Source organism: Streptomyces sp. NPDC028298, assembly GCF_055565895.1.
This window is the reverse complement of sequence record NZ_JBVHTL010000001.1, coordinates 358,468-376,078: the sequence shown is the minus strand read 5'-3', so window position 1 is coordinate 376,078 and position 17,611 is coordinate 358,468. Positions and strand designations below refer to the sequence as shown.

Annotated in this window: 17 protein-coding genes; 11 read left to right on the top strand and 6 right to left on the bottom strand. The window is 71.7% G+C overall.

Annotation, left to right across the window (positions count from 1 at the left end; translation table 11 throughout):
- Nucleotides 1–36: 36 nt before the first annotated feature.
- The 6 genes from cysD to ACZ4TO_RS01785 are packed head-to-tail and all read left to right on the top strand — an operon-like array spanning nt 37 to nt 5,945.
- A complete protein-coding gene (gene cysD / locus ACZ4TO_RS01810) occupies nt 37–957 on the top strand; it encodes a sulfate adenylyltransferase subunit CysD (RefSeq protein ID WP_468023122.1) in 921 nt (306 codons plus the stop codon).
- 2 nt (nt 958–959) lie between these two features.
- On the top strand, nt 960–2,315 hold the full coding sequence (locus ACZ4TO_RS01805; RefSeq protein WP_382780402.1) for a sulfate adenylyltransferase subunit 1: 1,356 nt from the start codon (nt 960–962) through the stop codon (nt 2,313–2,315).
- 15 nt (nt 2,316–2,330) lie between these two features.
- Entirely contained in the window at nt 2,331–3,446 is a 1,116-nt protein-coding gene (locus ACZ4TO_RS01800) for an aliphatic sulfonate ABC transporter substrate-binding protein (RefSeq protein ID WP_468023121.1), read from the top strand.
- Nucleotides 3,447–3,461: 15 nt separating this feature from the next.
- Entirely contained in the window at nt 3,462–4,256 is a 795-nt protein-coding gene (locus ACZ4TO_RS01795) for an ABC transporter ATP-binding protein (protein ID WP_382780408.1), read from the top strand.
- Complete coding sequence (locus tag ACZ4TO_RS01790; RefSeq protein WP_382780411.1) at nt 4,243–5,130, top strand: ABC transporter permease; 888 nt, start codon at nt 4,243–4,245, stop codon at nt 5,128–5,130. The genes ACZ4TO_RS01795 and ACZ4TO_RS01790 overlap by 14 nt, the downstream gene beginning before the upstream one ends.
- 5 nt (nt 5,131–5,135) lie before the next feature.
- Nucleotides 5,136–5,945, top strand: coding sequence for a sirohydrochlorin chelatase (locus tag ACZ4TO_RS01785; protein ID WP_468023120.1), 810 nt, complete (start codon nt 5,136–5,138; stop codon nt 5,943–5,945).
- An 11-nt stretch (nt 5,946–5,956) separates the two neighbouring features.
- Here the strand turns inward: ACZ4TO_RS01785 and ACZ4TO_RS01780 are convergent, their stop codons facing one another.
- Complete coding sequence (locus tag ACZ4TO_RS01780; protein ID WP_382780418.1) at nt 5,957–6,751, bottom strand: AfsR/SARP family transcriptional regulator; 795 nt, start codon at nt 6,749–6,751, stop codon at nt 5,957–5,959.
- 534 nt (nt 6,752–7,285) lie between these two features.
- Entirely contained in the window at nt 7,286–8,476 is a 1,191-nt protein-coding gene (locus ACZ4TO_RS01775; RefSeq protein ID WP_468023119.1) for an epoxide hydrolase family protein, read from the bottom strand.
- Nucleotides 8,477–8,666: 190 nt separating this feature from the next.
- Here ACZ4TO_RS01775 and ACZ4TO_RS01770 point away from each other — a divergent pair, with 190 nt between their 5' ends.
- A complete protein-coding gene (locus ACZ4TO_RS01770; protein WP_468023118.1) occupies nt 8,667–10,070 on the top strand; it encodes an FG-GAP-like repeat-containing protein in 1,404 nt (467 codons plus the stop codon).
- 34 nt (nt 10,071–10,104) lie between these two features.
- Here the strand turns inward: ACZ4TO_RS01770 and ACZ4TO_RS01765 are convergent, their stop codons facing one another.
- On the bottom strand, nt 10,105–10,482 hold the full coding sequence (locus tag ACZ4TO_RS01765) for a winged helix-turn-helix transcriptional regulator (protein WP_382780425.1): 378 nt from the start codon (nt 10,480–10,482) through the stop codon (nt 10,105–10,107).
- 107 nt (nt 10,483–10,589) lie between these two features.
- On the opposite strand from ACZ4TO_RS01765, the gene ACZ4TO_RS01760 reads away from it, so the two are divergent.
- Nucleotides 10,590–10,955, top strand: a complete 366-nt coding sequence (locus ACZ4TO_RS01760) for a DoxX family protein (protein ID WP_382780428.1) — start codon at nt 10,590–10,592, stop codon at nt 10,953–10,955.
- Between the two features lie 118 nt (nt 10,956–11,073).
- On the opposite strand, the gene ACZ4TO_RS01755 is transcribed toward ACZ4TO_RS01760, so the two are convergent.
- Nucleotides 11,074–12,246: an amidase domain-containing protein gene (locus ACZ4TO_RS01755; protein ID WP_382780430.1), complete on the bottom strand. Its 1,173-nt coding sequence runs from the start codon at nt 12,244–12,246 to the stop codon at nt 11,074–11,076.
- Between the two features lie 90 nt (nt 12,247–12,336).
- Between ACZ4TO_RS01755 and ACZ4TO_RS01750 the strand changes: the two genes are divergently transcribed.
- The 3 genes from ACZ4TO_RS01750 to ACZ4TO_RS01740 all read left to right on the top strand — a co-directional run bounded on the left by ACZ4TO_RS01750 (nt 12,337) and on the right by ACZ4TO_RS01740 (nt 14,816).
- Entirely contained in the window at nt 12,337–13,293 is a 957-nt protein-coding gene (locus tag ACZ4TO_RS01750) for a GlxA family transcriptional regulator (RefSeq protein ID WP_385046451.1), read from the top strand.
- Nucleotides 13,294–13,411: 118 nt separating this feature from the next.
- Nucleotides 13,412–14,410 (top strand): type I glyceraldehyde-3-phosphate dehydrogenase, encoded by a 999-nt coding sequence (gene gap / locus ACZ4TO_RS01745; RefSeq protein WP_382780437.1) that lies wholly within the window; start codon nt 13,412–13,414, stop codon nt 14,408–14,410.
- Between the two features lie 88 nt (nt 14,411–14,498).
- Nucleotides 14,499–14,816 carry an antibiotic biosynthesis monooxygenase family protein gene (locus ACZ4TO_RS01740; RefSeq protein WP_151467267.1) on the top strand — a complete coding sequence of 106 codons (318 nt, stop codon included), beginning with the start codon at nt 14,499–14,501 and terminating at the stop codon, nt 14,814–14,816.
- A gap of 58 nt (nt 14,817–14,874) precedes the next feature.
- Here the strand turns inward: ACZ4TO_RS01740 and ACZ4TO_RS01735 are convergent, their stop codons facing one another.
- The gene (locus ACZ4TO_RS01735; RefSeq protein ID WP_468023117.1) at nt 14,875–16,251 is read right to left on the bottom strand and encodes a hypothetical protein; all 1,377 of its coding nucleotides are present in this window, start codon (nt 16,249–16,251) and stop codon (nt 14,875–14,877) included.
- Entirely contained in the window at nt 16,248–17,543 is a 1,296-nt protein-coding gene (locus ACZ4TO_RS01730; RefSeq protein WP_468023116.1) for a bifunctional glycosyltransferase family 2/GtrA family protein, read from the bottom strand. The genes ACZ4TO_RS01735 and ACZ4TO_RS01730 overlap by 4 nt, the downstream gene beginning before the upstream one ends.
- Between the last annotated feature and the right edge of the window lie 68 nt (nt 17,544–17,611).

Here is a 17,611-nt window from a genome sequence, read left to right as displayed (position 1 = left end):
CGAAACCACGGTCAGGCTCACGGAACGGGGGCCGGTGTGAGCGCGCCCGTCACCGAAGTGACCCTGTTCCTTTCCCACTTGGACGCGCTGGAGTCGGAGGCCGTGCACATCTTCCGTGAGGTGGCGGGTGAGTTCGAGCGGCCGGTGATCCTGTTCTCCGGTGGCAAGGACTCGATCGTGATGCTGCATCTGGCGTTGAAGGCGTTCGCGCCGGCGGCGGTGCCCTTCACGCTGCTGCACGTGGACACCGGGCACAACTTCCCCGAGGTCCTGGACTACCGGGACCGGACGGTGGCGCGGCACGGGCTGCGGCTGCACGTGGCCTCGGTGCAGGACTACATCGACCGCGGTGTGCTGCGCGAGCGTCCGGACGGCACCCGCAACCCGCTCCAGACGCTTCCGCTGACGGAGAAGATCCAGGCGGAGCGTTTCGACGCGGTGTTCGGCGGCGGACGGCGTGACGAGGAGAAGGCCCGGGCGAAGGAGCGGGTGTTCTCGCTGCGCGACGAGTTCTCGCAGTGGGACCCGCGCCGTCAGCGTCCGGAGCTGTGGAACCTGTACAACGGCCGGCACGCTCCCGGTGAGCACGTGCGGGTGTTCCCGCTGTCCAACTGGACCGAGCTGGACGTGTGGCAGTACATCGCCCGCGAGGGCATCGAGCTGCCCGAGATCTACTTCGCCCACGAACGCGAGGTCTTCCAGCGGGGCGGTATGTGGCTGACCGCCGGCGACTGGGGCGGGCCCAGAGGCGGCGAGCGGGTGGAGAAGCGGCGGATCCGGTACCGGACCGTCGGAGACATGTCCTGCACGGGCGCCGTCGACTCGGACGCGGTGACCCTGGAGCAGGTGATCTCCGAGATCGCCGCGTCCCGGCTCACCGAGCGCGGCGCGACCCGCGCCGACGACAAGATGTCCGAGGCCGCGATGGAGGACCGCAAGCGCGAGGGGTACTTCTAGACATGACCGGTACCACCGAAGCCGTGGCCGCGGTCGGCACCCTGCGTCTGGCGACAGCCGGTTCGGTCGACGACGGCAAGTCCACCCTGGTCGGACGGCTGCTGCACGACTCGAAGTCGATCCTGACCGACCAGTTGGAGGCCGTCGAGCACGCCTCCCGCAACCGCGGCCAGGACACCCCCGACCTCGCGCTGCTCACCGACGGCCTGCGGGCCGAGCGCGAGCAGGGCATCACCATCGACGTCGCCTACCGCTACTTCGCCACCGCCCGGCGCCGCTTCATCCTCGCCGACACCCCCGGCCATGTGCAGTACACCCGCAACATGGTCACCGGCGCCTCCACCGCCGACCTCGCCGTCGTCCTCGTCGACGCCCGCAACGGCGTCATCGAGCAGACCCGCCGCCACGCCGCCGTCGCCGCCCTGCTGCGCGTCCCGCACGTGGTCCTCGCCGTCAACAAGATGGACCTCGTCGGCTACCAGGAGTCCGTGTTCGCCGCGATCGCCGAGGAGTTCACCGCGTACCTCTCGGAACTCGGCGTCCCCGGCCGGGGGTCCGGGGGCCACCCCCGGGAGAACGGGTGCACCGCGATCCCGATCTCGGCGCTCGCCGGTGACAACGTGGTGGAACCCTCCGCGAACATGGACTGGTACGGCGGCCCCACCGTCCTGGAACACCTGGAGACCGTGCCGGTCACCCACGACCTGGCGCACTGCCACGCCCGGCTGCCCGTCCAGTACGTGATCCGCCCCCAGACCGCCGAGCACCCCGACTACCGCGGCTACGCCGGCCAGATCGCCGCCGGCACCTTCCGCGTCGGCGAACAGGTGACCGTGCTGCCCTCCGGACGCACCACCACGATCTCCGGCATCGACCTGCTCGGCAAGCCGGTCGACGCGGCCTGGACGACCCAGTCGGTGACCGTCCTGCTCACCGACGACATCGACGTCTCCCGCGGCGACCTGCTCGTGCCGAGCAAGGACGCCCCCGCCACCACCCAGGACGTCGAGGCCACCGTCTGCCACGTCGCCGACGCACCCCTCACCGTCGGCCACCGCGTGCTCCTCAAGCACGGCACCCGCACGGTCAAGGCGATCGTCAAGGACATCCCGTCCCGCCTCACGCTGGACGACCTCTCGCTGCACCCGCACCCGGGTCGGCTGGTCGCCAACGACATCGGCCGCGTCAAGATCCGTACCGCCGAACCCCTCCCGGTCGACTCCTACGCCGACTCCCGCCGCACCGGCGCCTTCATCCTGATCGACCCCGCCGACGGCACCACCCTCACCGCGGGCATGGCGGGACCCGACCCCACCACCCGTCCGCACCGACCTCCGACGCGCCCCACCGGCCCGTGAGGAAAGGGAGTCGCCGTGCCAGCCCCTCTCATCATCCGCTCCGGCCGACGACGCGCCGTCGTCGTGCTCTCGGCCCTCTGCGTACTCGCCGCCACGGGCTGCGGCTACGGATCCCAGGCCGAGGACACGGGCCGGCCGGCCGTCCTCGCGACCGGCGCGAAGATCGGCGGAGTGGACCGGATACGGATCGGATACTTCCCCAACGTCACCCATGCCACCGCCCTGGTCGGCCTGCAGGAAGGCTTCTTCCAGAAGGAGTTGGGCGGGACGAGGATCCGCACCCAGGCGTTCAACGCCGGACCGGCCGAGATCGAGGCGCTGAACGGCGGCGCGATCGACGTCGGCTGGATCGGGCCCTCGCCCGCCGTCAACGGCTACACGAAGTCCGACGGGACCAACCTGCGCATCATCTCGGGCTCCGCCTCGGGCGGTGTCTCCCTGGTGGTGAACCCCAGGAAGGTCGGCTCTCCGGCCGCGCTCAAGGGCAGGACGATCGCCTCGCCCCAGCTCGGCAACACCCAGGACGTCGCCCTTCTCCACTACCTGGCACGACAGGGCTACCAGGTCGACGCCAGGAGCGGCCGGGGCGACGTGAAGGTCCAGCGCGTCGACAACAAGGAGATCCCCACCCTCTTCGAACGCGGCGACCTCGACGGGGCATGGGTGCCCGAGCCCGTCGCCGCCCGGCTCGTCGCGGCCGGCGGCAAGGTCCTCGTGGACGAGAAGTCGCTCTGGAAGGACGGGCAGTTCGTCATCACGAACATGATCGTGTCCCAGCGGTTCCTCAAGAAGCACCCCGACGTCGTCGAGGCACTGCTGCGCGGCTCGGTGCGCACCAACGCCTGGATCAACGCCCATCCCCGGCAGGCGAAGGCCGCCGTCGACCGGAAACTGAAGGCCGACTCCGGCACGCGACTGCCGCCGAAGGTGCTGGACATGGCCTTCGACCACGTCCGGATCCTCGACGATCCGCTCGCCGCGACCCTGCGCGACGAAGCGGCCCACGCGGTCGCGGCGGGGCTGCTCCAGGACCCGCTGCTCGACCGCATCTACGACCTCCGGCCTCTCAACGAGGTCCTCCAGGCCGCGGGACGGCCCGCGGTCGACGACGCCGGCCTCGGCGCCGGCTGACCGGAAGGCGACGCAATGGCCACCCACCTCGACCGACGGGCCCCCGAGTCCGCCCGTGACACGCCGCCGCCCGCCGCGCGCATCGACCATGTGTCGAAGACGTTCGGGCGGCCCGCTGGCCAGTCCGTGCTGGACGACATCACCCTGGACGTGGGGACCGGCGAGTTCGTCACCCTGCTGGGCGCCTCCGGGTGCGGCAAGTCGACGCTGCTCAACCTCGTCGCGGGGCTCGACGAGCCGACCCTCGGGACGATCGACGTGCCCGGAGGCCGCCCGGCCCTGATGTTCCAGGAACACGCCCTCTTCCCCTGGCTGACCGCGGGAAGGAACATCGAACTCGCCCTGCGCATGCGGGGGATGACCAGGGCGGAGCGGCGCCCCGAGGCGGAGCGGCTGCTCGAACTCGTCCGGCTCAAGGGCGCGTACGGCAAGCGGGTGCACGAGCTGTCCGGCGGTATGCGCCAACGCGTGGCACTCGCCCGCGCGCTCGCCCAGGACAGCCGGCTGCTCCTCATGGACGAGCCGTTCGCGGCACTCGACGCGATCACCCGGGACGTGCTCCACGACGAACTGACGCGCATCTGGGCGGAGACGGGGCTGTCGGTCCTGTTCGTCACTCACAACGTCCGCGAGGCCGTACGGCTCGCCCAGCGCGTGGTCCTGCTCACCTCCCGCCCCGGGCGCATCGCCCGCGAGTGGACGGTGGACATCCCGCAGCCACGGCGCATCGAGGACGCCGCGGTCGCCGAACTCTCCGTGGAGATCACCGAGGAACTGCGAGGGGAGATCCGCCGCCATGGCAGACAGTGACACCGAGGACGGGAGCGACCTGGCAGGACTCGAAGCGGGACTCGACGCGCTGGAGAGACCGGCCGCCGCCTCCCGTACGCCCGTCGCGGGCCGGATCCTGGCGATCGTGCTGCCTCCGCTGTGCACCGTCGTCCTGGTCGTCGGCGCTTGGCAGCTCGCCGCGGCCATGGACCTGAAGCCCGATCACGTCCTGCCCGGACCGCTCGACGTGGCCCGGTCCATCCGGCGGATGTGGCTGGAGGGCACGCTTTTCGGCTATGTGTGGACCAGCGTCTCCCGTGGCGCGTTCGGCTTCTGCCTGTCGATCGTCATCGGGACACCGCTGGGCCTCGCCGTCGCGCGGATCAGACTGGTCCGGGCGGCGATCGGGCCGATCCTGTCCGGGCTCCAGTCGCTGCCGTCGGTGGCCTGGGTGCCCGCCGCGATGATCTGGTTCGGGCTCACCGACGCGACCGTGTACGCGGTCGTCCTGCTCGGCGCGGTGCCCTCCATCGCCAACGGCCTGGTCGCGGGTGTCGACCAGACCCCGCCGCTGTATCTGCGCGCGGGCCGGGTCGTCGGTGCCACCGGGGCGGCCTCGGTCCGGCATGTGCTGCTGCCCGCCGCGCTCCCCGGCTTCCTCGCCGGGCTCAAGCAGGGCTGGGCGTTCGCCTGGCGCTCCCTGATGGCCGCGGAACTCATCGCCAGCTCACCCGATCTCGGGACCGGGCTCGGCCAGTTGCTGGAGAACTACCGCACCTACAGCGACATGTCGGGAGTCCTCGCGACGATCATCCTGATCCTGCTCGTCGGGATCGGCATCGATGTGCTGGTCTTCTCGCCCCTGGAACGGCGCGTCCTGCGCAGCCGCGGCCTGGTCGAGCGGGCGGGGTGATCCGGGTGCCGCCCGTGCTGCTCGCCGTCGCGCACGGCAGCCGCGATCCCCGGCACGCCGGGACACTGCGCGCGCTGGTACGACGCGTGCGGGCCCGGCGGCCGGAACTGCGGGTGGAGATCGGGTTCCTGGACTTCACCGGCCCCTCGGTGCCCGAGGTGCTGGCGGAACTGGCGGCGGACGTACGGCGTGCGGGGCGGCCGCGGCACGGGGAGACGGTCTCCGAGGTCGTCGCCGTACCGCTGCTGCTGAGCCGTGCCGTGCACGCCAGGACGGACGTCCCGGCGCTGCTGCGTCTCGCGCCGCCGGAACTGCGGATCGCGCCGGCCGCCGTCCTCGGACCCGCGCCACCGCTGGCGCGGGCCCTCGAACGACGGCTGTACGAGGCCGGGCTGACGCCCGGCGACAAGTCCTCGACCGGGGTCGTGCTCGCCTCGGCGGGAACCTCCGATCCGGAGGCGAACGCGGTGATCGCAGCCATCGCGCGGGAGTGGCGGCGCACCGGTTGGTGCGCCGTGCGGCCCGCGTTCGCCTCCTTGCCCGCCGATGCTGCGCCCTCCGACGGCGTCCCCGGTCCGGCCGCTGCCGGTACAGCGTGGGCCGTTCGCCGGCTGCGTGCCTCGGGCTGTGCCCGCGTGGCCGTGGCCCCGTACGTCCTCGCGCCCGGATTCCTGGCCGACCGCATCGCGCGGGGCGCCGCACGGGCCGACGTCGTCGCGCCCGTGCTCGGCGACGCCCCCGAGGTGGTGGACGTCGTGCTCCACCGTTTCGATCAGGCCCGCACACGCCTGCGCGCCACGGCGACAGTGCCGTGACGCGGTGTGGCTCACATCCCCATCCGGCCGCCCTGTCCCACGGGCTCGCGCAGCAGCTCGGGGTCGTGGGTGAGGATGGCCTTCTCGTACCGGCGCAGCGCCGGCGTGGGCTCGACGCCCAGGTCGTCGACCAGGGTGCGCCGGCACTTGCGGTAGACGTCGAGCGCGTCGCGCTGGCGCCCGCAGCGGTAGAGCGCGCCCATGAGGAGCATGCAGAGCTTCTCGTTGGTGAGGTTCTGCTCGTACGCCTCGGCGAGTTCCGGAAGGATCCGGTCGGGCGGGCCGGTCCTCAGCTCCAGCTCGAAGAGCAGGGTGAGCGCCGCGTTCCTGGCCTCCACGTACCGGGCCGCGACGGCCTGGCACAGCGGTCCGACGCGAAGGCCCCCGAACACCGGGCCGCTCCAGAAGGAGAGCGCCCGGCGCAGTTCACGGATGTCCTGGGCCGGGTCTGCCGACGTCCCGTCCGCGACGCCGCGCCGGACACGGTCGACGGTGTCCATGAACACATGGGCGTCGAGTTCGTGCCTGCCGACCGAGAACAGATAGCCCGAGGGCGTCGTGATCACCCGTGATCCTGGCCGTTCGGGTTCGAGGAGCGCCAGGCTCCTGCGGATCCGGCTCACTTGTGCCTGGAGCGCGTTCTGCACCTTGGACGGCGGTTCGCCGCCCCACAGTTCGAGAATGAGCGAGTCGACGGTGACGAGTTCTCCCCTGGAGACGAGAAGCGCCGCGAGCAGGAGTTGCTGCATGGCGCCGGCGAGCTGGAACACCCGGTCACGGGCCCGTACTTCGACATGGCCTAGCACGGAGAAAAACAACACGGAATGCCCCTCGCCACGAAAAAACCGTTGTCTGCGACCTGCCCGCAGATCAAAGGACGGACATACCTGTGTCGGGCGTCCGGGAATTCTCCCGAAATGGAACGGGCCGGAAAAGGTCCGGCAGCCTCGATCACTGTTACCACGAATCCCCCGTTTGAGCAGTGACGTTCGATTGCCACGGCAAGGGGCCGGATCGACCCGGATTGCGAGACGTGCAGATCAACCGACCTCAAACCGAACTTCAGAACGATGATATTTAGCCACTGTTTGGCACGTCAACGGAGTAGGGGAACTTGGCGAGTTATGGCACCCCGCGTCCTCCGATTGTGAGGGTCGGCGGGTTCCCGCGCGTATTGAATCCGCAGGGTTCTTCCTCCCGGAGCCGCGAGGTCCGTCCCGGCGTGGGCGAGCGCCGACAGAATGGTGAACAATGCCAAGTCGTTGAATAGGTGAGTAATCCCGCGGGCGAGGCGGTCCGTGCGAGCGGGCCGCCTCGCCGGGCGGGGTGAGGCCGGTTCGTCAGGTGGAGCGCGATCGGCCCTCGGCCGCGGCCCGGTAAGGGCGGAAGAACGCGCGCAGTTCCTCCGCGTAGAGCTCGGGTTCCTCGAACGGGGCGAAATGCCCGCCGCGGTCCGGCTCGGTGAGGCGTGCGAGTCGCGTCGTGCGCTCCAGCCACGCCTTCGGCGGACGCACCAGGTCGCCGGGGAACAGCGAGAAGCCGGAGGGCACCTCGACCCGGCGGGCCAGTTGGGCGGGCGGGATCGCCGCGTTGGCCCGGTACATGCGCATCGAGGAGCCGATCGTCTCCGTCAGCCAGTACAGGGTCACGTTCGTGAGGATCTCGTCCTTGGTGAAGGAGCGCTCGACGTCACCGTCGCAGTCGCTCCAGGCCCGCAGCTTCTCGACGATCCAGGCGGCGAGCGCGGCTGGTGAGTCGCTGAGCCCCACGGCGGCCGTCTGGGGCTTCGTGCGGTGCATCGCGGCGTACGCGCCCTCCCCGGCGCCCCAGGCCGCCGCCTCCTTCATCCAGGCGCGCTCCTCGGGCGTGAGCAGCGCCGGGTCTCCGGCGAACACGGGCAGACCACCGTCCATGCGGTGGACCGCCACGACGCGGTCGGGATGATCGAGCGCCAGGTAACGGCTCACATGGCTGCCGATGTCGCCGCCGGCCGCGCCGAAACGCCCGTACCCGAGGACGTCCATGAGCTCGGCCCACAGACCGGCGACGGCGATCGAGTCCAGGGGCGGACCGGTCGGCCGGTCGGAGTGTCCGTAGCCGGGCATGTCGGGCACGATCACGTCGAAGGCGTCCGCCGGATCGCCGCCGTACGCGCCGGGATCGGTGAGCAGCGGGATCACCTTCGTGTACCGCCAGAACGAGTCCGGCCAGCCGTGGCTGAGCACCAGCGGCAGCACCGGCCCGGCCGGTGCGACGGCCCGGGCGTGCACGAAGTGGATCCCGAGCCCGCCGAGCCGGACACGGAAGCGGGGGAGCCGGGCCAGCTCCGCCTCCCGCGCCGGCCAGTCGAACCCGTCGGCCCAGTACGCGACGAGCTCGCGCAGGTATCCGAGGTCCGTCCCCAGCGACCACCCGGCGTCCTCGGGGGCGTCCGGCCAGCGTGTCGCGCGCAGCCGCCGCCGGAGGTCGTCGAGCGCGGCCGGACCGGTCCGCGTGGTGAACGGCTCGGGGCGAGGCGGGAGATCGGGCATGGACCGCATCCTAGGGAGCACGCCCGGCGCTACGCGGACGCCGCGGCCGCGCGCCCCACCGGACGGTCGCATCGCGGTGAATCGGGAGTGAAGGCACGGCGTACAACCTTCGGTGCCGGGTGCGGGTCTTGTCGGGCACCGGACGTCGGGACGCCCGGCGCGTGATCACCGTCCTCCTAAGGGGTATGCCTTGTCCTCGCGAAAGCTCCGCCTGTCCGTGGCCGCCGCGGCGGCCGTCGCCCTGTCCGCCACGGGCGCCGCCCCCGTCGTGGCCTCCCCCGACAACGCCTCGGCGAGCGCAGGCACCGCCGCCGTTCCGGGGTCGGTACGGGCCGACTTCGACGGCGACGGATACCTCGACGTGGCGATCGGCGCCCCCGGCGGCACCGTCGACGGCCGCGCCGGGGCGGGATACTTCACGGTCGTCTACGGCATGGGCCAGGGCCCCGACGGCGTCAAGCGCCAGGTGATCAGCCAGAACCGCTACGGAATCCCCGGCACGGCGGAGGCGGGCGACCGCTTCGGCAGCGACCTGACCGCCGCGGACCTCGACGGCGACGGCTACACCGACCTGGTCGTCGGATCCCCGGGCGAGGACGTCGGCAGTGCCCGGGACGTCGGACGGCAGACCGTGCTCTGGGGGAGCGTGGGCGGGCTCATCACCGCGGCTGTCGCCGGCGAGGGCAGGGCGGCGACCAGGGCCGGTGACTTCGACGGGGACGGCCACCTGGACCTCGCGACGGCGTACGAGACGCGGTACGGGCCCATCAGCCGTGCCGGCGTCCCGGCCCGCACCGGCCCGCTGGTCGACACGGACCTGCGGATCGGCGTGATGGCTGCGGGCGACGTGGACGGCGACGGCCGGACCGACCTCGTCGTCAGCGGCGGTTCGTGGGACTCGGACGGCGGGACGGTCCCGCCGCTCCACCTGCGACTGCTGCGGGGCACGAAGGACGGTCTCGTGGCGGGCCCGCTCATCGCGGCCGCCGACACCGTGTCCGCGGACAGCGTCGCCCTCGGCGACGTCGACAACGACGGCCGCCTGGACGTCGTCTTCGGCCGCAGCACCGCCCCGGGCGGCGGACTCGTGGGCGTCGTACGGGGCACGGAGGGCGGATTCGCGGCCCGGGCCACCCTGATCGGCCAGAACACGCCGGGCGTGCCCGGCACGGGGGAGAGCGGCGACCGTTTCGGCACCGACGTCTCCGTCGGCGACGTCACCGGTGACGGATACGCCGACGTCGTCGCCGGGGTGCCGGGCGAGGACCACGCCGGACGGACCGACGCCGGCACCTTCGCCGTCCTGCGCGGCAGCCGCACAGGGCTGTCCGGCGCCGCGGTCCAGGTCTTCAGCCAGAACACGGCCGGGGTGCCCGGCACGGCCGAGAACGGCGACGCGTTCGGCGGCGGCACCGCCGTCGTCGGCGGGTACGTCGTCGTGTCCGCGCCGAAGGAGAACGGCGGTTCCGGGAGCGTCTGGGTCTTCCCGGGCACCGCCGCGGGCATCACGGCGACCGGATCGGTGAGTTACGGACCGCACACCCTCGCCGCGCCCGAGCCCGGCGCGCACCTGGGCGCCGCCTTCCAGCGCTGAACCCGGCGGCGACACCCCCTGACCCCCACCGGCGTCACCCCGCCCGGTCCTCGTAAGCGGCCCTGCTGGCCTCGATGTCCGCGATGTGCTCCATCGCCCAGCCGGCCAGCGCGAGGGCCGGCGGAATGAGGCTCTCCCCGGTGGGGGTCAGCGCGTACTCGACGCGGGGCGGGACCTCCGCGTACGCCGTCCTCGACACCAGGCCGTCGCGCTCCAGGTTCCGCAGGGTCAGCGTCAGCATCCGCTGCGAGATGCCGGGGATCTGCCGCTGCAGGTCCGTGAAGCGCAGCCGTCCCTGGTCGAGGGTCGTCACGATCAGCAGGGTCCACTTGTCGCAGATCCGGTCGAGGACGGCGCGGATCGTCCGGCCGCCGTCGCCGCGGATCATGCAGGTGTGCTCGTACTGCGACACGACAACTCCCTGTGGGTAGCGCACATCCATGTGCCTTTTGCAGGCCCCCCGACCGTGACTCATCATGGGGCAACTTACGCCTGGTAACCATTGTGCGAGGGGCCGCCATGAACATCGCCTACTGGATCGTCGCCGCGCTGCTGGCGGCCTTCTACGTCTACGCCGGAGGCATCAAGATCCTGCGGAGCCAGGAGCGGTTGCGGCCCATGATGGGCTGGGTCGACACCATACCGATGCCGGTGGTCAGGCTCATCGGGACGCTGGAGGTCCTCGGCGCGGCGGGCCTGATCCTGCCGCCGCTCACCGGGATCGCGCCCTGGCTCGCCGTCGCCGCCGCGACGGGGCTCGTCCTGATCCAGGTCGGCGGCATCACCGTCCACGTCTCGCGCGGCGAGGCACGGATGACCGGACTCAACTTCGCTCTGCTGGCCGCCGCCGCGGCGGCCGTCTGGCTCGGGACCACCTGGCTCTGAGGGCCGCGGTGAACGGCGGGCCGGAGCCGACCGCGATGAGTGCGACGCCCGCGGAACGCGAAGGGCGGGAGCCCGGCACGTGGTGCCCGGCTCCCGCCCCCCCTGAGGACGCGACCGCTCAGGTGCGGTAGGCGTAGTACGCGGCGTTCGGGTACGACGCGATGATGCTCGCCAACGACCGGTTGTAGGTGTTGGTCGAGTGGTACGACACGTACGGCACACCCTGCGGGCTGCGGTACGTGACGATCATCGTGTGGTCCTTGGACCCGTCCTTGTTGAAGTCCATCTGGATGACGTCGCCGACGTCCGCCTGATAGACGTTCGCGAGGTTCGTGGTCCGCTTCGAGGACAGGGCGAACCACGAGAACTCGTTGACGCCGACGAACGAGTCCGACTGGATGTCGGCGTTGCCGAACCACTTGTGGAAGTCGTTCACGTAACCGGGAACGTGCTTCCAGCCGCCCGCCTTCAGGGACTGGCTGACGAAGTTCGTGCAGTCTCCGCCCGCGCCCTCCCCGTTGAAGTTGGGGTAGGCGGGGTTGTAGTTCTTCCAGTACTTCGCGGCGTACGCGGCCATCGCCTTGTAGTCGTAGCCGGAAGCCGTGAAGTTCTTCGGCTTGGCCGGCGCCGGCCTCGTGATGGCGGCACGGGTCGCCGAGGGCGGCGTGGTGTCACCGGTCATCGGCGTGGCGACGAACGTCGTGGCCTCGACCTGGTTGACCGCGACCCCGTCGTCCGTGTCCTGGACGCCCGTGAGCTGCCAGTCGCCCTTGCGGTCGGCCTTGAAGGTCAGCGTGTGGTGCGCCTCGAAGCCGGTGGTCTTCGGCTCGGTGCCCGTCGCCTTGTCGTAGGCCAGGGTCGTCGTCTCGGTGACGTCGACCGTGGCGTCACGGCCCTTCACGCGCGTACGGTCCAGCGACACCGTGGTGTTGGCCGAACGGTACTTCTCGCCGAGCTCCGCCAGACGGGCCTTGCGGCTCTCCAGCTTCGTCAGCGCGGACTTCTCGGCACGCGACTGGGCCGAGGACAGGCGTACGTCGCCGGAGAACCGCGACGTCTTCCGCTGCGTTCCGTCGTCGCCCACCAGGGCGTCGGTACGGTCGGTGAAGACCGCGTCCGCGAGGCGCTGGAAGGTCGCCTTCGTGGCCGCGTCCACCTTGGGATCGGCGTTGACACTCGCCGCGCCCGCGGACCAGTTGGGCAGCAGGGCTGCGCCGGCGACGACCGAGGCGGCCGCCGCGGTGACTATGGTTGCGCGTTGCCGCTTACGGCTCAGTTTCCTTGATTTCAATGGGGATCCCCTCTACACCGGTATTCGATACCGGAGCCGCATCCTCGCACGGCGTGTGTGTCTCCTGTGAAGGGGGTTACGCTCTTCACCGTGTCGGCATCTCCCTTGCACCGCGTCGCCGTTCTCGTGCTCGAGGGGGCCAAACCCCTCGATGTCGGCATCGCCGCACAGGTGTTCACGACCCGGGCGAGCATGCCGTACGAGGTCCGGGTGTGCGGCGCGGAGCCCGGACTCGTCACCGGCGGTGACGGCCTCTCGTACCACGTGGCCCACGGCCTGGAGCAACTCGCCTGGGCCGAACTCGTCTTCGTCCCCGGCTACCGGTCACCGGACCGCGAGGACCCGCCGCCCGCCGTCGTCGACGCGCTGATCGGGGCCCACGAGCGGGGCGCCCGCCTCGCGGCCATCTCGACGGGGGCGTTCGCGCTCGCCGCCACGGGGCTGCTCGACGGCAGGCGGGCCACGACGCACTGGCACTACACACGGGCGCTCGCGGCGAAACACCCGCTCGTCAACGTCGACGAGAACGTCCTGTTCGTCGACGAGGGGAGCGTCCTCACGTCGGCGGGCGCCGCCTCCGGGATCGACCTGTGCCTCCACATCCTGCGCGGCGACCTCGGGGTGGCGGCCTCCAACCACGCCGCCCGCCGCCTCGTCGCGGCCCCCTACCGCAGCGGCGGCCAGGCGCAGTACGTCCCGCGCAGCGTCCCCGAACCGCTGGGCGAACGGTTCGCGGCCACCCGCGAATGGGCCCTGCACCGGCTCGACGAGCCGCTCTCGCTGGAGGCGCTCGCCGAGCACGCGGCCGTCTCGCCGCGCACCTTCTCCCGGCGCTTCGCGGAGGACACGGGATACACGCCGATGCAGTGGGTCATGCGCGCCCGCATCGACATGGCCCGCGAACTCCTGGAGCGTTCGCAGTGGAGCGTCGAGCAGATCGCCGCGGGCGTGGGCCTCGGCACCGGGGCCAACCTGCGGTTGCACTTCCACCGGATCCTCGGGACCTCCCCGAGCGAGTACCGGCGCACCTTCACCAAGGGCGAATAGTCCGCCACGGACCGTCCCCGGCCGGGCTGGCGCGATCCTTGCGGACCATGGCGATCTCGCCGCTGTCATCGCCCGTCGGCGCGCGCGAGTCTTGGAGGGAGCCGAAGGGACAACAATCATGACTCGTATCGCCATCAATGGATTTGGCCGCATCGGACGCAACGTGCTGCGCGCCCTGCTCGAACGCGACACGGACCTGGAAGTCGTCGCGGTCAACGATCTGACCGAGCCCGCCGCCCTCGCGCGGCTGCTCGCCTACGACTCGACCTCCGGCCGGCTCGGCCGCCCGGTGACCGTCGACGGGGACACCCTCGTCGTGGACGGCAGGCGCATCAAGGTCCTGGCCGAGCGTGAGCCGGGGCAACTGCCCTGGGCCGAGCTCTCCGTGGACGTCGTACTGGAGGCCACCGGCCGTTTCACCTCGGCGAAGGCGGCCGGAGCGCACCTGGACGCCGGTGCGCGCAAGGTGCTCGTCAGCGCTCCGGCGGACGGTGCCGACGTGACGCTGGCGTTCGGAGTCAACAACGACGCCTACGATCCGGCCCTGCACACGATCGTCTCGAACGCGTCGTGCACGACCAACGCGCTCGCCCCGCTGGCCGCGGTGCTCGACGACCTCGCCGGCATCGAGCACGGCTTCATGACGACCGTGCACGCGTACACCCAGGAACAGAACCTGCAGGACGGACCGCACCGTGACGCCCGGCGGGCCCGTGCGGCCGCCGTCAACATCGTGCCGACCACGACCGGTGCCGCCAAGGCGATCGGTCTGGTGCTGCCGAACCTCGACGGCAAGCTGTCGGGCGACTCGATCCGCGTGCCGGTGCCGGTGGGCTCGATCGTCGAGCTCAACACCACCGTGGCCCGTGACGTGACCCGCGACGAGGTCCTCGCGGCCTACCGCGCCGCGGCCGAGGGCCCGCTCGCCGGCGTCCTCGAATACTCGGAGGACGCGCTCGTCTCGTCCGACATCACGGGCAACCCGGCCTCGTCGATCTTCGACTCGGCCCTCACCCGCGTCGACGGCCGCCACATCAAGGTCGTCGCCTGGTACGACAACGAGTGGGGCTTCTCCAACCGCGTCATCGACACGCTCCAGCTCCTCACCGCCGGCTGAGCCGGGACGGGAGCGACGGGGGCCGTCCGGGCAGGGCATCGGGCGGCCCCTGAACCGTCCGCCGCCCGCGGTGCGGCAGGATGGGGGCATGAGCGTAGTCAAGATCAACGTCCTGACCGTTCCCGCCGAACAGCGGGAAACCCTCGAGAAGCGCTTCGCCTCGCGCGCCGGCGCCGTGGAGAGCTCCGACGGCTTCGAGTGGTTCGAGCTTCTCCGCCCCGTCGAGGGCACCGACGACTACCTGGTGTACACGCGCTGGCGTGACGAGGAGTCGTTCCAGGCGTGGATGGAGGGCCCGATGAAGTCGGCCCACCAGGGTGGCGGCGACCGCCCCAAGCCCGCCGCCAGCGGTTCCTCGGTGTGGTCGTTCGAGGTCGTGCAGCAGGCGGCGCCCAAGAACGCGTGACGCCGCGCCACGAGCGGTACGTGCCCCGCACCGCGGATCGCGTGCGGGGCACGGTACGTCACGGGATCCCGACCTCGAAGAGCACGTAACCGGCGTAGGAGCCCGAGGCGAGCGCCGCGACGGTGAGGACCGCGCACAGGACCGGTGTGCTGAGCCGGCGCATGGCGGTGGCGCAGGGGATCAGGAGCGGGAACGCGGGGAGCAGGTAGCGGGACACGTTGCCGAAGATCTGCTGGCTGCCCAGGACGAGCGCCATGGTCAGCAGGGTGCTCACGGTCAGCACGAGCGGCGGCCGCAGCCGGAACAGCAGGGGCAGGGCGAGCAGCGCCAGCAGGACGGTGGCGGCGGCGATGACGTCTTCGTGGGGGTAGGCGAACAGGTAGTCGTAGTGGCCGACCATCAGGGACGAGAGCACCTTGACGGTGTGCCGGCCGTAGTCGAACGAGTGGGCCCAGGCCTTGTCCTGGAGCGTGAAGTACCCCCCGTAGTCGCCCATGCGGTGCCCCACCCAGCCGAGATAGCCGACCAGGCCGACGGGTGCGATCAGCACGGCCGCCACCGGGCGAACGACCGCGTCCCGGCGCCATGCCCCTTCCGGGGCGGGGCCGTCCCCCCAGCGGCGTACCCGGCGTCGGTGCCGGACCACCTCCACGAGCGCGGCGAGGGCGAGTGCCGCGATCAGCGCGGTGGCCGTCGGCCGGGTGAGGCCCGCGAAGCAGGTCAGCAGGCCCGCGGTGAGCCAGTACCGGCGCATCACGGCGTAACAGGCCCAGGCGGCGAGGGCGACATAGAGGGACTCCGAGTAGCCCGACCACTCCACGCCGGAGCCCGGCCACACCGCCCACAGCCCGGCGGCCGCCAGCCCGGCGCGCCGGCCGCTGACGCGGGCGGTCACCGCGTGGATGCCCAGTGCGGCCACGAACGAGGCGGCGACGGAGACCACCAGGCCCGCGCCCAGCAGACCCAGCCCGGTGCACGAGGACACCAGGCGCATCAGCGCCGGGTACAGCGGGAAGAACGCGGCGGAGTTGCCCTCCAGGGTGATCAGACCGGTGGCGCCGGGCACCGGGACGAGCGCGGGATGGTAGCCGTGCGCGGCGATCTGCTGGTACCACCAGCCGTCCCAGGTGGCCAGGACGTCCCAGACATGGGCGCCGCCCCCGAAACGGGGGTTCTTCCGGCGGAAGTCCCCGGAGGAGTCCAGCAGGCACAGGAGCACGCAGAAGCCGACGAGCTTCGTCGTGCCGTACAGGGCGAGGACCGGCCCGTGCCGCCGCGCGGCCCGGGCCAGCCGCTCCCGCGGAGTGGGGCTGCAATCCGGGCGTGTGCCGTCCGGGGCCGGGGTGTCCGGCCCCGCGGTCCGCGGCCCGGGGGCGGCGGTCCGGGGCTTGTCGGTCCGGCGGGCCCAGGTGGTCGTGAGGCCGGGCTCGTTCATCGGGGCCCGCTTCCCGCGCCGGCGCCCCGGGCGGCGGTCGTGAACACCCAGGTGCGCATGAGGAGGAAACGCACCAGCGTCGCCGCCAGGTTGGCGGTGACGAGCACCGCGATCTCGGCGGAGCGCCCCGGTGCGCGCGTCCAGTGGTGCAGTGCGGCCAGCGATCCGCCGGTGAGCGCGAGTCCGAGGCCGAGGACGGCCAGCCCCTTGGCCTGGTGGCGCAGGACGCCGCCCCGGCCGCGCAGCCCGAAGGTGAGCCGTCGGTTGGCGGCCGTGTTGGCGACGGCGCACACCAACAGCGCCCAGGCGTTGGCGGCCTGAGGTCCCGTCACCGGGCGCAGCGCCGCGTACAGCAGGACGTACCCGATCGTGCTGAGCACGCCCACGGCACCGAACCGCAGCAGTTGAGCCGTCAGGGAGGTGGGTGGCGTGTTCTCGGAGGCCCGCCCGAGGCGTGCCGTGGGCAGCGTGCCGCGGGCCAGCGCGCGGCCGATCCGCGCGATGCCGCGCAGGTCGGCCACGGCGGTGGAGACCAGGTCGACCCGGCTGTCGGGGTCGTCGACCCAGTCGACCGGCACTTCGTGGATGCGCAGCCCGGCCCGTTCGGCGATCACCAGCAGCTCGGTGTCGAAGAACCAGCCCGAGTCCTCCACCAGCGGCAGCAGCCGCTCGGCGACATCCCTGCGGACGGCCTTGAAGCCGCACTGCGCGTCGGAGAAGCCGACGGCGAGAGTGGACCGCAACAAGGCGTTGTAGCAACGGGAGATGATCTCGCGCCGGGGGCCGCGGGTCACCCGGGAACCACGGGCGAGCCGGGTGCCGATGGCGATGTCGGAGTGCCCGGATATCAGTGGCGCGACGAGCGGCAGGAGCGCGTTGAGCTCGGTGGACAGGTCGACGTCCAGGTAGGCGAGCACCGGCGCCTTCGAGTCGGACCACGCGGTGCGCAGGGCCCGTCCGCGTCCCTTCTGGTCGAGTCGTATCCACGTCGTCTCGGGCAGCTCGGCGGCCAGCCGGGCGGCGATCCGCGGGGTCGCGTCGGTGCTCGCGTTGTCGGCGACGGTGATGCGGAAGGGGTACGGGAACGTCTCGCGCAGATGGGCGTGCAGCCGGCGCACGCTCGGCTCCAGGTCGGTCTCCTCGTTGAACACGGGGACGACCACGTCCAGAACGGGTTCCGTGTGGTCCGCCGGAGACGGAAGCCGGACAGGGCGCCGGACGGGGAGCCGGTCCGAGGGCACACGGTCGGATTCCGCGCAGGCCGTAGGGGCGCACCGCAATGCCTTCGTCATGGTCTGTCCTGTTCTGTTCGCTGTCGCGGGGCAGGCCGAAGACGCTCACGGCCGGACCGCGCTGACGG

Excerpts from the sequence above, each read along its gene's own strand:
- ACZ4TO_RS01805 (WP_382780402.1), top strand. The coding sequence starts at position 960 with ATGACCGGTACCACCGAAGCCGTGGCCGCGGTCGGCACCCTGCGTCTG.
- ACZ4TO_RS01795 (WP_382780408.1), top strand. The coding sequence starts at position 3,462 with ATGGCCACCCACCTCGACCGACGGGCCCCCGAGTCCGCCCGTGACACG.
- ACZ4TO_RS01790 (WP_382780411.1), top strand. The coding sequence starts at position 4,243 with ATGGCAGACAGTGACACCGAGGACGGGAGCGACCTGGCAGGACTCGAA.
- ACZ4TO_RS01775 (WP_468023119.1), bottom strand. The coding sequence starts at position 8,476 with ATGCCCGATCTCCCGCCTCGCCCCGAGCCGTTCACCACGCGGACCGGT.
- ACZ4TO_RS01760 (WP_382780428.1), top strand. The coding sequence starts at position 10,590 with ATGAACATCGCCTACTGGATCGTCGCCGCGCTGCTGGCGGCCTTCTAC.
- gap (WP_382780437.1), top strand. The coding sequence starts at position 13,412 with ATGACTCGTATCGCCATCAATGGATTTGGCCGCATCGGACGCAACGTG.
- ACZ4TO_RS01740 (WP_151467267.1), top strand. The coding sequence starts at position 14,499 with ATGAGCGTAGTCAAGATCAACGTCCTGACCGTTCCCGCCGAACAGCGG.
- ACZ4TO_RS01735 (WP_468023117.1), bottom strand. The coding sequence starts at position 16,251 with ATGAACGAGCCCGGCCTCACGACCACCTGGGCCCGCCGGACCGACAAG.
- ACZ4TO_RS01730 (WP_468023116.1), bottom strand. The coding sequence starts at position 17,543 with ATGACGAAGGCATTGCGGTGCGCCCCTACGGCCTGCGCGGAATCCGAC.